General features: G+C 71.4%; 12 protein-coding genes, 1 tRNA gene and 1 other RNA gene. 6 read left to right on the forward strand and 8 right to left on the reverse strand.

All coding sequences use genetic code 11. The annotated features are described in order from the left end of the window. Nucleotides 1–2370, reverse strand: a complete 2370-nt coding sequence (locus tag EAH86_RS15895) for a DNA polymerase III subunit gamma and tau (RefSeq protein ID WP_194150787.1) — start codon at nt 2368–2370, stop codon at nt 1–3. Nucleotides 2371–2522: 152 nt separating this feature from the next. Here EAH86_RS15895 and EAH86_RS15900 point away from each other — a divergent pair, with 152 nt between their 5' ends. Together EAH86_RS15900 and EAH86_RS15905 are read left to right on the forward strand one after the other, a co-directional pair. Further along, nucleotides 2523–3218, forward strand: coding sequence for an ABC transporter ATP-binding protein (locus EAH86_RS15900; RefSeq protein WP_140742481.1), 696 nt, complete (start codon nt 2523–2525; stop codon nt 3216–3218). Beyond that, nucleotides 3215–4627 (forward strand): hypothetical protein, encoded by a 1413-nt coding sequence (locus EAH86_RS15905; RefSeq protein WP_140742483.1) that lies wholly within the window; start codon nt 3215–3217, stop codon nt 4625–4627. The genes EAH86_RS15900 and EAH86_RS15905 overlap by 4 nt, the downstream gene beginning before the upstream one ends. Nucleotides 4628–4665: 38 nt before the next feature. Here EAH86_RS15905 and ffs read toward each other — a convergent pair. Next, an RNA gene (gene ffs, locus EAH86_RS15910) (signal recognition particle sRNA small type) lies at nt 4666–4764 on the reverse strand. A 138-nt stretch (nt 4765–4902) separates the two neighbouring features. Here ffs and EAH86_RS15915 point away from each other — a divergent pair. From EAH86_RS15915 to EAH86_RS15925, 3 genes are all read left to right on the forward strand, one after another. Further along, nucleotides 4903–5364, forward strand: coding sequence for a DUF3817 domain-containing protein (locus EAH86_RS15915; RefSeq protein ID WP_140742485.1), 462 nt, complete (start codon nt 4903–4905; stop codon nt 5362–5364). A gap of 109 nt (nt 5365–5473) precedes the next feature. Further along, nucleotides 5474–5561 (forward strand) — tRNA-Ser (locus tag EAH86_RS15920). Between the two features lie 226 nt (nt 5562–5787). Continuing rightward, the gene (locus EAH86_RS15925; RefSeq protein WP_140742487.1) at nt 5788–6345 is read left to right on the forward strand and encodes a hypothetical protein; all 558 of its coding nucleotides are present in this window, start codon (nt 5788–5790) and stop codon (nt 6343–6345) included. A 43-nt stretch (nt 6346–6388) separates the two neighbouring features. On the opposite strand, the gene EAH86_RS15930 is transcribed toward EAH86_RS15925, so the two are convergent. The 4 genes from EAH86_RS15930 to EAH86_RS15945 form a co-directional block, all read right to left on the reverse strand. Further along, nucleotides 6389–7336: an N-acetylmuramic acid 6-phosphate etherase gene (locus EAH86_RS15930; protein WP_241668402.1), complete on the reverse strand. Its 948-nt coding sequence runs from the start codon at nt 7334–7336 to the stop codon at nt 6389–6391. A gap of 82 nt (nt 7337–7418) precedes the next feature. Next, nucleotides 7419–8309 carry a MurR/RpiR family transcriptional regulator gene (locus EAH86_RS15935; RefSeq protein WP_140742491.1) on the reverse strand — a complete coding sequence of 297 codons (891 nt, stop codon included), beginning with the start codon at nt 8307–8309 and terminating at the stop codon, nt 7419–7421. A 22-nt stretch (nt 8310–8331) separates the two neighbouring features. Then, nucleotides 8332–9015, reverse strand: a complete 684-nt coding sequence (locus tag EAH86_RS15940) for a class F sortase (RefSeq protein ID WP_140742493.1) — start codon at nt 9013–9015, stop codon at nt 8332–8334. A 14-nt stretch (nt 9016–9029) separates the two neighbouring features. Then, nucleotides 9030–9908 carry a DUF4397 domain-containing protein gene (locus tag EAH86_RS15945; RefSeq protein ID WP_161988677.1) on the reverse strand — a complete coding sequence of 293 codons (879 nt, stop codon included), beginning with the start codon at nt 9906–9908 and terminating at the stop codon, nt 9030–9032. A 155-nt stretch (nt 9909–10063) separates the two neighbouring features. Here EAH86_RS15945 and EAH86_RS15950 point away from each other — a divergent pair, with 155 nt between their 5' ends. Further along, nucleotides 10064–11266: a hypothetical protein gene (locus EAH86_RS15950; RefSeq protein ID WP_140742497.1), complete on the forward strand. Its 1203-nt coding sequence runs from the start codon at nt 10064–10066 to the stop codon at nt 11264–11266. A 63-nt stretch (nt 11267–11329) separates the two neighbouring features. On the opposite strand, the gene EAH86_RS15955 is transcribed toward EAH86_RS15950, so the two are convergent. Together EAH86_RS15955 and EAH86_RS15960 are read right to left on the reverse strand one after the other, a co-directional pair. Further along, nucleotides 11330–13051 (reverse strand): serine hydrolase domain-containing protein, encoded by a 1722-nt coding sequence (locus tag EAH86_RS15955; RefSeq protein WP_140742499.1) that lies wholly within the window; start codon nt 13049–13051, stop codon nt 11330–11332. A 31-nt stretch (nt 13052–13082) separates the two neighbouring features. After that, on the reverse strand, nt 13083–14438 hold the full coding sequence (locus EAH86_RS15960) for an exo-beta-N-acetylmuramidase NamZ family protein (protein WP_140742502.1): 1356 nt from the start codon (nt 14436–14438) through the stop codon (nt 13083–13085). Nucleotides 14439–14440: the final 2 nt, after the last annotated feature.

Below are 14440 nucleotides of genomic sequence, written 5' to 3' on the forward strand. Positions count from 1 at the left end.
TCAGGACCCTTCGTCGATGACCTTGCCGCCCAGCAGGCGCTCGATCACCGGGCGTCCGACCTCACCGAGCTCGGCGATGTCCTCGTCGTCGGCGCTCGCCACGCTGTCGTCGGCGATGTAGGTGTCCGGGGTCCGGGCCGGCTCCTCGGCCGCGACCGCGGCTCGCGCCGCCGCGAGGCGCGACATCTGGGCAGCCTGCGCAGCGGCGGGTGCGGCGCCCGCGCCTTGCTCGGTCGCGCCGGCCGACGCGCTCGGTGGGGTGCCTTCCGACGCGCCCGTGGGCACGGTCGTGGCGTCGTCACTGGCCCAGCTGGGACCGCCGCTGGGGCCGGACGATGCAGTGGCCCAGCCGCCGCCGGTCTCCGGGGGTGGGCTGGACGCCGCGATGCCGCCGTATGCCGCGCTGCCGCCGCCGGCGTTTGCGCCCTTTGCTGAGCCCGAGCTCCCGTCGCCCGCGGCTCGGCGCTGGCCGGGCGGCGGGGAGTCGCCCTTGACCGCCGGGTCGTCGGACGGGAACCGGTTGCCGGGCGCGACCGTGGGGTGGGCTTCGCCGCTCGGGGCGGCCAGGGCGGCGCCGGGCGTGGGGATCCCCTCGACCCTGGCATCGACTCCGAGCACGTCGATGAGGGCCTGACGGACCAGGTCGGCGTGCGGGCCGTGCCGGAAGGTGTTGGCGATGCCGACCGTCGAGATGCCGAGCACGACCTTGGAGCCGTCATAGTCGTGCACCGTCGCGTGCTCGGACAACAGCGTCCACGTGGTGCGCTTGTGCTTGAAGATCCACCCGAGGATGTCCGGCCAGGCCCTGCGGATGGCGGCGACGTCGATACCACCAGTCGCCACCTGCGGGGCCGGGGCCTGCGGCACCTCAACGGGTTCTGCGACCGGCTCGGCAATCGGCTCGGCAGTGGGCCCGACCGCGGGCTCCGCAGCCGGCTCGGTCACCGTGTCCGCAGCTGGGGTCGACGCCGTGTCCGGCACCGTTGGCTCGGCCTGCGGCGCGGTTGCCGAAACCGGCTCCGACGCGCGAACCTCTGCCCGCGCCCGCGAGGGCTCGGTCGACGGGGGCTCCGCAGTCGCGGCGGACGCGGCCGGTGCAGGTGCCAGAGCGGGTGCCGGAGCGGGTGCGTGTGCCTGTGGCGGCGCGGCGACCGCCGCAGGTGGTGACGACGCGGTCGCCCCGGCAGGTCGCGCCGCCGAAGGCACTCCTTCGACGTCGAGGCGACGTTCGAGGCGGTCCAGGCGGGCGGCATACCCGGACTCGCCGGAGGCCGCTGGGAGCAGCACGCGCGCGCAGATCAGCTCGAGCTGGAGCCGCGGCGCGGTGGCGCCGGTCATCTCGGTGAGCCCGGCGTTGACGATGTCGGCTGCGCGGGACAGCGCGCCACCGCCGAAGGCGGCCGACTGCTGGCGCATGCGTTCGAGCTGGTCCTCGGGGACACCGCGCAGCACGGAGGACGCGCCGTCCGGCACCGCGGCGACGACGATGAGGTCGCGCAGCCGCTCGAGCAGGTCCTCGACGAACCGGCGCGGGTCAAGCCCGGTCTCGATGACGCGGTCGACCTGGTGGAACACGCCAGCAGCATCTGCCGCGGCGAACGCGTCGATGATGGCGTCGAGCAGCTCGGCGTCGGTGAACCCGAGCAGGGCGGCCGCCCCTTCGTAGGTCAGGCCCTCGTCGCTGGAGCCGGCGATCAGCTGGTCGAGCACCGACAGGGAGTCACGCACCGACCCGCCACCGGCACGCGTGACGAAGGACAGCACGCCGGGCGCGACGCCGACCTTTTCCTTCTCGCACAACATGGCCATGTAGTCGGACAGCTGGCCGGGCGGCACCAGCCGGAAGGGGTAGTGGTGGGTCCGGCTGCGGATCGTGCCGATGACCTTCTCGGGCTCGGTCGTCGCGAAGATGAACTTCACGTGCTCCGGCGGCTCCTCGACGATCTTGAGCAGGGCGTTGAAGCCCTGCGGCGTGACCATGTGGGCCTCGTCGATGATGTAGATCTTGTAGCGGCTCTGCGCCGGCCCGTAGGACGCGCGTTCGCGCAGGTCACGGGCGTCGTCGACACCACCGTGGCTGGCCGCGTCGATCTCGATGACGTCGACCGAGCCGGCACCGCCGCGGGCCAGCGCCACGCACGAGTCGCAGGTGCCGCAGGGCGTCGGCGTCGGGCCCTGCTCGCAGTTGAGGCAGCGGGCCAGGATGCGGGCGCTGGTCGTCTTGCCGCAGCCGCGCGGACCCGAGAACAGGTAGGCGTGGTTGACCCGGCCGGTGCGCAGCGCCTGCATCAGCGGCTCGGTGACGTGCTCCTGGCCGATGACGTCGGCAAAGGTCTCCGGCCGGTAGCGGCGGTACAGGGCGGTGCTCACCTCGGGAACCCTAGTCGCCCCCGACGACATCAGGTATGCCGAGTGCCCACCCCTGGGGACGGGTGCGGCGCCACCCGGATCCCCGGGAAATCGTCACCGACGGGCGGTACGTCCAGACGCTGGTGGCACACTGACGGCGACGAAGGAGGCAGATGTTCGCACGGCGCAGACAGGCCACCACGGAACCGGGTCCGGGTGCTGGACAGGCCACCCCCCTGGTCACGCTCACCGCCACCGGGGTCGGCAAGGAGATCGACGGCAACGTCCTGCTGCGACCGGTCGACGTCGCCGTCACCTCGGGCCAGTGCGTCGTGCTACGCGGTGAGAACGGCAGCGGCAAGACCACCCTGCTGCGGATCCTCGCCGGCACCCTCGAGCCGTCGTCGGGCAGCGCCAGCCTCGACGGGCAGGCGCTGGACGAACGCAACCAGACCACGCGCTCCCGGGTGGCTGCCCTGATCGGCTCGCCCACGGCATACCGCGACCTCACCCTCATCGACCACCTCGTCCTCATCGACTCCACCTGGGGCGGGGACATCGGCACCGCGGACGATCGGGCCGACGCGATGCTGGCCGAGCTCGAGGTCGACCACCTCTCCGAACGCTTCCCCCACGAGCTGTCGTCGGGGCAGCAGCACCTCTTCCACCTGGCGATGGTGCTGTTCCGCCCGGCGCGGGTGCTGCTCCTCGACGAGCCCGAACAGCGCCTCGACACCCACAAGCGCGGCCTGCTCACCGACATCCTGCTGGCCCGCAAGGCTGCCGGCGCAGCCCTCGTCGTCGCCTGCCACGACCCCACCATGACGGCCGCCATCGGCGACCTGGTGGTCGACGTCGCCGCCGTATGAGCGACGCACCCGACGCATCCGGCGCGGCCGTAGTCCCGACGACCGACCGCGAGCGCCTCGTCGAGGCACGCCGCATCATCCGGGGCGGCCTGCCCGAGGAGGGCAACGGCAACGCCGTGTATGCCGCCTACGTCGCCGTCATCGCCTCGCTCGTCTACGGCGTCCCGGCGTCCCGCGCCTTCTTCGAGTTCGTCGACCCGGCCTGGCTGTCACGCCACCTGACCGGGGTCCAGGGAGTCCTCGTCGTCGGAGCGATCATCATGGGCCTCCTCCTGCTCGGGCACCGGCTGGGCTCGGTCCGGGGACCTGTGGTGCCCGAGCTGCCCTACCTCGACCACGTCGCGGTCAGCGCGCTCGACCGCGCCGTCGTGCTCCGACGCCCGTGGCGGCTCAGCCTCATCGGCTGTCTCGTGGGCGGACTGCTCACCGGTGCGGTGGTCGGCACCGGCATGGTCGTCGCCGACGTGGCTTCGCCGTTGGCCCTGTTGCCGACCAGCATGGGCGGTCTGCTGGTCGGCCTCCTCTTTGCCGGTGCCTGGCTGTGGGGCCAGGTGCGGTCCTGGCCCACCGGCGAGAGGGGTCCGGGAACGGTGCTGCGTGAGGCGCGTTCGCTCCGCGCCCTGCACCACGTCGGGATGCGCACCCAGGCGGCGCGGGCGGTGACCATCGGCGGTGCGGTGCTCGCGGGCGACCTCCGGGCCGCCCGGCTCGACGTGGCATCCCCCACGACCCGGCTCCGTCGGCGCCGGTTGCGAGCCCGTGGTCCGCTGGTCGTGATCGCCGAACGCGACCTGCTGGGACTGCGGCGCTCCCCCGGGGCGCTGATCGTCGGCGCCGTTCTGTCGGGGGCGGGGTGCTGGGCGCTGGCACACGCGACCACTCCCGGGGTCCCGAGCATCGTCGCCTTCGTCGGGGTCATCGCCTGCTACCTCGGCTTCGGCGCGTGGGCAGAGGGGATGCGGCTCCAGGGCGACAACGCCGGGACACCGCCGCTGATCGGACTGGCCTACGGGCAGGAGGCGGTGGCCCACCTGGTCGCGCCGTCCCTCGTCTACACCGTCGTGGCGCTGGTGGCCGGCGGGGTGGTCACGCTGACCTCGGACGCCGGGGTCGCGGCGCTGGTCTGGCCGCTGGCCATGGTGGCGCTGGTCGGTGGCGCGCACCTCATGGCCGCCTTCCGCGGCCTGCCTCCGGTCTCGCTGTTCTCGCCCGGGTCAGCAGTGATGTCGGTAGCGTTCTGGTACTCGCGACCGCTGCTGCTCACGATCATCGGGGGCGTCGCGGCCACCGCCCTGCTCACTCGGTCCGGCGCGTCGAACGCCGTCCTGGTGCTCACCCTCGCGTCCTACGCGGCCGTCATGTTCGGCCGGCGGCGTGTCCGGCTGCTCGACGAGGGGCACCGGACCTGACCGCGAGGCGGGTTGTCCGCCGCCGGGCGCAAAGGGGCCAAAGAGGGACACCCCGCGTACCTGGAAGAGCTCTCCTACCCTTGCTGCATTCCTGCCCTGGGGGAGTTCGGAGAGGTACCACCACACGGGGTGCCTGGTCCCAGTGTAGACAGGCCACGAGCACGTCTGCGAATCCGGTCCAACCCCTCCGGCGGACCCACGCAGCGGGTTGGACAGCGCCCCGTGGGTGGCGACCCCGTCGCGGGCGGCGCGACCCGGCCTTGGACAATGGGCCCATGTCGCCGCTCACCCTGTTCCGCCGCCTCGCCTTCGCAGAAGCCGTCACCTGGGCCCTGTTGCTCATCGGCATGTTCCTCAAGTACGTCACCCAGACGACCGAGCTCGGCGTCCGCATCTTCGGTATGACGCATGGCGTGGTCTTCATCGCCTACTGCCTCACAGCGGTGTTCGTCAGTGTCAACCAGCAGTGGTCTTTCCGGACCGTTGCCGTCGCCCTGGTGTCGGCAGTGCCGCCCTTCATGACGGTGTGGTTCGACCGCAGGGCAGAGCGCCGAGGGCAGCTGGCCGGCCACTGGCGCCTGGCCCCGGGACGCGAGTCGGCGAGCAGCCCGGCCGAGCGGATCCAGGCCTGGATGCTGGCGCGACCGCTGGCAGCACTCGGTGCCGCTGCGGTCGCAGTCGCGGCGCTGACGATGATCGCTCTCCTCGTCGGCCCCCCGGTCGGCGCCCAGAGCTGACTGCACTGGCGCCCCCGGTGGCAGCTTGGAGAGCCGCGGTGGGGGGTTTCAGGAGCCTGAAGGGGAAGCGATTTCAGAGGTGGGCTGCCGCTCAGGTAGCCTCCTCGGCGGAGGATTCGCATAGTGGCCTAGTGCGCACGCTTGGAAAGCGTGTTGAGTGAAAGCTCTCAGGGGTTCGAATCCCCTATCCTCCGCCAGGTACGACACACGAAATGGCCCCCGAGCTTGCGCGGGGGCTCTTCTCGTTCCACCTTCCGGACTTCTGGCCAGCCATGGCCGGTCTGACCGCTGGTTCCGGCGCCACATCCGACATCGTTGGCCCGAAGTCGGACATGGCGTGCTCGACTCCCTGCCGTGAGGCTGGCCTTGTCCACACTTACGGGACAGGATGTCTGCACGTCGCTCGGAGGGAGCACCACCCAGATGGCTCGACAGATCTCGTGGCGCGGAGTGCTGAGCCCCGACGGACCCGGCGACGGGCAGCCCGAGGCACAGCGGCTGTGGCGGCCGAGCAGCCCCGTGGTCGCACCGCGGTCGATCGTCGACAGCGTCCGGCTCATGCAGTTCGGCGCCGTCCTCGAGGTCGCCGAGCTGCTCCGCGGCTTCCTCACGATGGGCCAGCTCCGGGCCGCCATTCGGCACGAAGCCACTTCCGGTTCCCTCGTCGCCACGGACGCCGACGTCGAGCGGGTGCTGCGGTTCGCCCTCACCGTGACCACGGTGACGGCCGCGATCAGCTGCGTCGTGTGGCTGGCCCTGGCCCGTGCCACCGCTCGTGGGTCGAAGTGGGCGCGCATCATCGCCAGCGTGCTGTTCGCGGTGTCGGTGGGGACCTTCTTCGGTGGACTCCTTCCCACCGCCGGCCTGTTCGCGCGCACCTTTGCCCTCGCCCTGCTCCTGGTGGGGGCCTGGACCCTGGTCCGCCTGTGGCACCGGGACTCGAGCGCCTACATCAAGTACCAGAACACCCCTCAGGAGTAGCGACCCGGGCGTGAGAGCGCCGGCTGCGGGGCCGGGCCACCTCTCAGGCGTGGTTCGGGGACGTGCCGTTCTGGACTGCGTGCCTCTGGGACGGGTCGGCCGGTGCTGCCGTGAGCGCGGCGAGCGCCTGCGTGACCGAGCCGTGGTGCTCGGCGATCGCGCTGCGGGCAGAGGCCGCATCGACGCTAGCGAGCAGGGCAAGCAACGCCGGCTTGAGCTCGCCACCGGCCTGCTCGAGGGCCGCGCGCACCTCGGCGTCGCCGGCACCGCTCGCCTCCTGGAGGATGCGCACGACGCGGCCGCGGAGCTTGGCGTTCGTGGCAACGACGTCGACCATGAGGTTGGACCAGGTCCGGCCGAGCCGGATCATCACGGCGGTGGAGAAGGAGTTGAGGATCAGCTTCTGGGCCGTTCCGGCCTTGAGCCGGGTGGAACCCGTGAGCACCTCGGGGCCGGTCCGCGGAGCCAGCACGTGGTCCGCGTATGCCGCGAGCTCGGCCTGCGGGTTCGAGGTCACCAGGGCGGTGACCGCGCCTGCTTCACGGGCCCGCTGGAGCGCCCCGCCGACGTAGGGAGTGCGACCGGAGGCGGTGAGCCCGATGGCGATGTCTCCGGGTCGGAGCGAGGCTGCTTCGGCGCGGCCACCGTCCTCGTCGTCCTCGACGTTCTCGACTGCCTTGAGGAGGGCGCCGAGGCCACCGGCGTGGTGGGCGACGAACAGCCCATCGGGTGCGTTGAAGGTGGGCAGCAGCTCGGCGGCGTCGAGGACGGCCAGCCGGCCGGAAGTGCCGGCACCGAAGTAGTGCACGGTGCCGCCGGCCCGGATGGCGTCCACCGCGCGGTCGACGAGGCGGGCCAGCTCGGGCAGCACCTCAGCCACGGCCGGCGCCACCAGCGCGTCGTCGTCGTTGAGCAGTCGGAGGATGCCGAGGGTCGCCTCGGTGTCGATCGAGGTCGTCCCCGGGTGGCGCTCCTCGGTCGGGGCGCTCACGCTCACGTCGCTACTCACACTGGCGAGGTTAGTTTCTTACAGTTTTGCCGTCAATGATGTGAATGAGTAACCAAAGGTCGGATCAGTGCCGCAGGTGGTGGCTGGCAACGGCTGCCCGGGTCTCCTGGACGGCCTTGCGGGCCCGGCTCAGGTGTCGCTGCGCGACCGCGATGTAGAGGCAGTCGACGACCGTGAGGGCGGCGATGCGGCTGGCCGTCGCGCCTGACCGCAGGCTGGTCTCGCGCGCCGCAGTCGTCAGCAGGTAGTCGGCCCGCGCAGCCAGCAGCGAGAGCGGGAAGTTGGTGATGGCGACCGTCGTGGCACCCCGGCCACGGGCCACCTCCAGCGACTCGATCGTCTCGGAGGTGGTGCCCGAGTGGGAGATGCCGATCGCGACGTCGCCCTTGCCCAGCAGGGTGGCGCTGGTGAGCGCGAGGTGCGGGTCGTTCCACGCGAAGGCGACGACGCCGATGCGGTGCAGTTTCTGCTGGAGGTCCGTCCCGACGACCGCGCTCGCCGCGATCCCGTAGATGTCCACGCGGCTGGCGGCCGCGATGGCCGCGGAGGTCGCCGCCAGGGCGTCCCGGTCCAGTTGCTGGGCGGTGTCCTCGACCGCGCTGGCGTCCGCGAACGCCACCTTGGTGATGATGTCGTCGATGGTGTCCTTGGCGCTGATGTCGGTGTCCTGCGCGCCGGTCGAGCGCGGCTGGGCACTCTCCTCGGCCAGCGCCAGACGCAGCTGGGGGTAGCCGGGCAGGCCCAGCCGGCGACAGAACCGCAGCACAGTCGTCTCCGAAGTCGTTGCGGCCGTGGCGAGTTCGCTGATCGTCAGTGCCGCCGCGGCACGCGGGTTGGCGAGGACCTTCTCGGCGACCCGGTCCTCGGCGGGCGACAGGGACGGGCGGATCCCCCGCAGCCGCACCAGCAGCGGGACGGTCTGCGTCGGTGTGCCGGACTCTTCGCGCGATGGCATGGGGCTACCGTACGGCCTCGGGTCAGAGAGCCACCGGCACACCGAGCGGGTCGGCGGTCACGACGAGGTTGTGGTCGTAGTGCCGGGTCCGCCGGTCGAACGTCCCCGTGCAGGTGATGAGCACCAGCCGACCGGCCACCTGGCGGTCGAAGACGCCGGTCCGCGCCGATAGCACGTCCTTGTCGACCTCCCGGTTGGAGCGAACCACGTAGACCTGGCGCAGACCGTCCCCGGACAGCTCGATGTGGTCCCCGGGCCGCGCGTCGAGGAGGGCGACGAAGAACCCCAGGCCGTGACGACGGGAGTCGATGTGTCCGGCCAGCACGACACTGCCGAACACCTCGCCGGCGAGCGCCCCACTCATCCACCAGCCCACGGTGCTGGGGTTCGCGGGGATCGGCAGAGTGCCGTCAGGGCCGGTGTCGACAGCCTCGACGGGAGCAGCAGCGTCTTTCGCAGCCAGCAGTCGAATTCGCTTGGGCGCGAATGTCTTTCGCTGGCTGGCCGCTGCCGTTCCATCAGGGGCCGGCGGGGTTGCTTCGGTGACACCTGCGCTGCCCGAGGTGGCTGCTGAGGACTGCCCGGTGGCGACTGCCGCGGAGGCCTTCCCCCCAGGACCCGGCAGGCCGTCCCCGTCAGCGGCGGAGGCGCAGCCCCCCAGCCCGAGCAGCAAGCCCAGGCCGGCCGCCGTGAGGCCGAGACCCACGCGTCGCGGCATCCTCAGGACCGACGGGCGCGGCTGCGGACCGCTCCTCCCAGCCCCACTGCCGCGACCAGCGATGCCAGCAGCGGGACCATCGGCCAACCGCCACCCGGAGCACCGGCTCGGTGCGCGTCGATCAGGGCCTGCGCCTGACCCCCGTCGCCGGCATCGACCCGGGACGGCACCTCACCGCTGCCGCGTGTCGCCACGGGAAGCACCTGGACGACGGCGTCCATCGAACCCGTCGCCGCGACCCCGATGGCGAAGACCCTCGTCAGCGACGCCTTCCCCACTACCAGGTCGACGGGTCCGAACACCACCGGCCCGGTCGTCGCTGTCGGCACGATGTCGACGGGATAGGTGCCCGCCGGGACCGTGAGGGTCAGCTGCTCGCCGTTGGCCACGTTGGCGAACAGCACCTTGCCCTTGACCCTGATGTCTGCCGGTCCGACGGCTGCGGTGTGGGCAACGGTCAGGCGGCTGCTTCCAGCCGTGACCGCCGAGAGGTCGTTCGTGTATGCCGTGAACTCTGGCGGCTTGGTGACGTCTGCCTGGCGGTGCAGGATGGCATCGACGCTGGCGCCCGCGGCCACCCGGAGAGTTGCCGTGACGGAGGCTCCGCCGGACGCTGGCTTGGCCGCGAGCGTGTGCTGCCCGGGGGACAGCTTCAGGGGCCCGACGACCTGCTTCGCCGCAGCGCTTGCCGCGACCGTGCGACCGTCGACGGTCAATGCCATCGTCGTGGCATCGACCCCCTGGATGAGGTAGACCGTCGCCGACCCTGTTGCTGCGGGGGCGCGTTGCGGCACCCCAGCCTGCGCGGGTGTCGTGGCGAGAACCAACGTCGCACCGCCGAGGAGCGCGAACGTGGCGACCTGGACAAACCGTCGGCGCATGTGTGCCTCCCCAACACGCGTAGTGGTCCCCTGGATCGCTCGATGATGACGCCGCACCGGCGCAGGGGCGTCGTACAAAAGGCGTATTTCCGCCCCTTGGGGTGGTCCTGCCCTCAATTGTCCGCACATACTCGAGACAGCACGAGGGGACAGGTATGAGCGCTGGACGCAAGCGGAAGAAGGCAGCAGGTCAGCAGTCGGTCGCCCAGTGGCGCGCCACTGCGACCGTGGCGCCGTCGCGCGCCGATTCACCACGGATCTCCCGCCCGAACGGTTCTGCCACCGCGACCGCGACCACCCCACTGTCCAGGCCGGACGAAGTCGACGAGCGCGTCGCGCCAGCCCCCGAGGCCACTGCGCCAGCCCCCGAGACCACTGCGCCGCCAGCCGAGGTCGAAGCGCCACCACCCGCTGAGCAAGAGCTCAACCAGCCCGCCGCAACTCCTGACCCACCGGACGACCCCGCCGAACCACAGCCGAACGCCGTGGCGGACCAGTACGACTGGGAACACCACTTCTGGGACGACCACGAGGCAGGCGACGAGGCCCAGGACCTCGGGGAGGACGATGCGGCGAGCCGACGGGTCAGACGACGCAGGGCCATCGCGGTGGCCGTGGGCGCCCCGCTGCTGTTCGTCGGGGCGTTCGCCGCCAGTGGGTGGATCCTCGACGTCACGCAGGACAAGCCGTCAGCGGCCGGCCAGACCGTGGCACCCCTGCCAACCATCACGTCCGCGACCACTCCCGTCACACCGCCACGATCCGGCAGCAGCGCCTACGCCCCCGGGATGCCGGTGGGTCCTGGCCAGACCGAACCAGGGGTCCTGGTCCGGGCAACCCCGGCGGCCGACGGGTCGCTCGAGGTGCTCGAGCGCGTCCGCTTCGCCGATCCGGTCACGGAGCTCTCGCTCGCGCCCCCGCTGACCAAGGGGGTGGCCGCCAAGAGCCGCCCCAGCCATGTCGAGATCACCGACCTCCAGGTCCAGGCGGACGACGCCATCGTGGACATCGGTGTGCGCAGCCTCACCAAGGCCCGGACGGTCGATCTTCCCGCCCAGACCGACACGGTGGTGATGCGCTACCGGCTGACCGGGGCCACGGTCCGGAGCGTCCCGTCCACCCCTGGCCGGGCGCTGGCAGTGCTGCCGCCGATCACGACCGCCGCGACGCTGGGGTCGATCCCCTTCGTCATCGAGGTCTCGGGCGCCCAGGTGACCAACGTGCTGTGCCCCGGGCTCCCCACCGCCGCCCAGCTGTGCGGACGCACCTGGGCTCGAGGGTGGTACCTGACCCCCCAGCTGCCGGGGCGCACAGCAGTGCTGGCTCAGCTCACCCTTCCCGATCCTGGCAGCAGCTGACCCGGACCATGGCCGGCACCAGAACCGCCGCGGTCGGGCGTCCCGGCCGCGTGGCCATGGCCCTCACCGCGTCGTGAGCGTCCACCCGTCCGCGACCAGCGCCTCGGGCGCCTTCTCCCCGTCAAGCAGCGCACCTCCCCGTGCCGCCACGAGGATGTCGTCGACGTACACGCCGCGGCCCAGGTAGCTGCCGTCGGTGGTGTAGCGCCACCTCAGCTGCTGGCTGCCCGGTGCCAGGTCGGCTCGGGCCTGCACCCAACGGCGGTCACCGCTGCCGGAGACGACGCCGTCGCTCGTGCCGGTCTCGCCGCGGTCGCGGGTCTCGAACGGTTGCGGCGCCCAGGTGGCCCCACCGTCGCTCGAGCGCTCGAGCGTCAGCAGGTCGGTCTCCTCCGTGTCGAGGAACAGGTCGAAGCCGAGGTTGGCTCCTGTGGCCGGCACCGCGAGCGTGGGTGTGCCCAGGGTGTGGGTCGTGGCGTCCTGCGCGCCCGAGAACCACACGGTGTCACCGTGCTTGGGACGAACGGCCATCGCCTGCCCCAACCCGCCGGCCCACTCGCGTCGGGCCAGGTTGTTGCTGCCCCAGCTGCGCGATGGGTGGACCCGGTTGGTCAGCAGGATCGCGAACGAGCGCGAGCTGAAGTCGACGACGATCGAGGTCCCGGTGTAGCCGGTGTGACCGGCGGTCCGTGGACCGGAGAGCGAGTCCATGTACCAGCGCTGGTTGAGCTCGAAACCCAGCCCGTGGTCGTCCCCGGGGAAGTCCCCGTTGAAGTTGGTGATGAGCGAGTTGACGCTGTCACGACTCAGGATCCGGTGTCCGCGGTAGGTGCCGCCGTTGAGCAACGCCTGGCTGAGGACCGCCATGTCGTCCACCGTCGAGAAGACCCCCGCGTGGCCGGCCACCCCGCCGAGCGACCACGAGTTCTCGTCGTGGACCTCGCCCCAGACCATCCCGCGCGCCGGCGCGGTCTGGTACTCGGTGGCAGCGGTCCGGGTGCGGTCGGTGGGGTTGTAGCCAGTGTCGGCCATGCCCAGCGGCCCGGTGATCCGGTTCGCCACCACCCGGTCGAGCGACTCGCCGCGCAGCCGCTCGACCATCACGCCGAGGGTGATCAGGTTGAGGTCGCTGTAGAGGTAGGTGCTGCCGGCCGGGTTGGTGAGGGGTTGGTCCATGACGGCCTTGATCCGCGACGCCTTGTCCGGGTACTTGCTCCACAGCGGGAGCCAGGCCACGAACCCGGACGTGTGGGTCAACAGCTGCCGCACCGTCACCGACTCCTTGCCGTTCGCCGCGAACTCCGGGAGGTATGTCGCGACCGGGCTCTCGAGGTCGACCTTCCCTTCCTCCATCAGCTGGACGACGGCCAGCGAGGTGAACAGCTTGGAGACCGAGGCCAGGTCGAAGAGCGTGTCGTCGCGCATCGGGACCCACTGGTCCCGCGGCAGCTCAGTCGTCGCGTTCGCGTAGCGCAGCGCCCACCCGCTGGCGTCCCGCTCGACGATCTTCCCGTCGTGGCCCATGATGCCGACGGCACCGGCATACATCGGGTGTCCGCCCACCGGAGCGGACTCGTGCGCCCGGATCTGGTCGACCGCTGTGGCGATCGGCCCGGGGTCCAGCCCCACGCTGGCAGGCGAGGCGTCGCTCAGGACCGTGTTCGGCGGGGCGAAGCCCCGGAACGGCTTGCTGAAGTCCTCGGCTCCCGCCTGTGGGGCCGTCACCAGCACTCCGCTGACGAGCGCGGCGCACACCGCGACGATGGCAGCTCCTTTGGTACGCATGGCAATACGCATGACGGTCCTCGCACCCAGGTCAGGCGGCGGGGCCGCGGTAGATGAGGTACTGCTGACGACGACGGTCGAACTCGGCGAGCTCGGCCGACCAGGCGCCGACGACGTCGTCGGCGGACGCACCCGCCGTGATCTGGTCGCGCAGGCGCGTCGAGCCGCTCAGCTTGTCGATCCAGTAGGGCCGCGGGTCGTTGTCCACCCGCCAGGCGAAGTCGGCGTAGGTGGACTTCGCCGCCACGAGCATCTCGACGCCGACCCGCATGGGGTCGAAGGTCGTCGGGTCGGTGATGTGCACCTGGACCCCACCGCACACCTTGTTGAGGTGCTTGCTGAAGGTCGGGGTGAAGTACGCCTCGCGGAACCCGACGCCCGGAATCTCCCGCGCAGCAAGCTTTTCCGCCCACCTGTAGTCGACATAGGGAGCGCCGACCAGCTCGAACGGGCGCGTGGTGCCGCGTCCCTCAGACAGGTTGGTCCCCTCGAACATGCCCGTTCCCGGGTAGACGAGGGCGGTGTCGGGGGTCGGCATGTTGGGACTGGGGGTCACCCAGGGAAGGCCGGTCGCGTCATACGGCATGTCGCGCCGCCAGCCCTCGACCTCCACGACGGACAGCTCGCTCACCCGACCGCCGGCATCAGCCGGCAGGAACTCGGCGTCGAAGAAGCGGGCCAGCTCGCCCACCGTCATCCCGTGCGCCTGGACGATCTCCTTGGCGCCGACGCCGGAGGTGTAGGCCGTGGTCATCATCGGTCCCCGAGCGGTTCCACCGGTCGGGTTCGGTCGGTCGAGCACGACGAACCGCGAGCCGGTCGCGACCGCCGCACGCATCGCCATGTACATCGTCCAGATGTAGGTGTAGAACCGGGCCCCGGCGTCCTGGATGTCGAAGACGACGGTCTCGACCCCGGCGGTCCGGAACAGCTGCTCCATCTTGGCCGCGTTGGCGCCGTAGGCGTCGTAGACCGTCAGCCCGGTGCGCGGGTCGGTGTGGGTGCCTTCCGAGCCACCCGCCTGGGCGGTGCCACGGAAGCCGTGCTCCGGTCCGAAGACCCCAACGATGTCAACGGTGCCCGCCTCGTGCATCTCGTCGACGATGGTGCGCAGGTTGGTCAGGATGCCGGTCGGGTTGGTGATGATCCCGACCTTCTGACCGGTCAGGGACTTCCAGCCGTTGGCCGCCTCGCTCTCGGCACCCGTCGTGACGGGACGCGACGGATAGCTCGCGTATGCCGCCGGCGCACCTCCCGGCGCAGCCGCCGGACCCGCCGCCGGACCCGCCGCGGGAGCCGCTGCTCGGGCGGCGGTCACGCCGAGGGGTAGGGCGAGCGCACCTGCACCGGCTGCGGTGATGAGCTGACGGCGGTTGAGGTGGGTCATGG

The sequence above is a fragment of the Pedococcus bigeumensis genome, from assembly GCF_006438965.1.
GTDB classification, from domain to species: domain Bacteria; phylum Actinomycetota; class Actinomycetes; order Actinomycetales; family Dermatophilaceae; genus Pedococcus; species Pedococcus bigeumensis_A.

Excerpts from the sequence above, each read along its gene's own strand:
- EAH86_RS15900 (WP_140742481.1), top strand. The coding sequence starts at position 2,523 with ATGTTCGCACGGCGCAGACAGGCCACCACGGAACCGGGTCCGGGTGCT.
- EAH86_RS15905 (WP_140742483.1), top strand. The coding sequence starts at position 3,215 with ATGAGCGACGCACCCGACGCATCCGGCGCGGCCGTAGTCCCGACGACC.
- EAH86_RS15915 (WP_140742485.1), top strand. The coding sequence starts at position 4,903 with ATGTCGCCGCTCACCCTGTTCCGCCGCCTCGCCTTCGCAGAAGCCGTC.
- EAH86_RS15925 (WP_140742487.1), top strand. The coding sequence starts at position 5,788 with ATGGCTCGACAGATCTCGTGGCGCGGAGTGCTGAGCCCCGACGGACCC.
- EAH86_RS15935 (WP_140742491.1), bottom strand. The coding sequence starts at position 8,309 with ATGCCATCGCGCGAAGAGTCCGGCACACCGACGCAGACCGTCCCGCTG.
- EAH86_RS15945 (WP_161988677.1), bottom strand. The coding sequence starts at position 9,908 with ATGCGCCGACGGTTTGTCCAGGTCGCCACGTTCGCGCTCCTCGGCGGT.
- EAH86_RS15950 (WP_140742497.1), top strand. The coding sequence starts at position 10,064 with ATGAGCGCTGGACGCAAGCGGAAGAAGGCAGCAGGTCAGCAGTCGGTC.
- EAH86_RS15955 (WP_140742499.1), bottom strand. The coding sequence starts at position 13,051 with ATGCGTACCAAAGGAGCTGCCATCGTCGCGGTGTGCGCCGCGCTCGTC.
- EAH86_RS15960 (WP_140742502.1), bottom strand. The coding sequence starts at position 14,438 with ATGACCCACCTCAACCGCCGTCAGCTCATCACCGCAGCCGGTGCAGGT.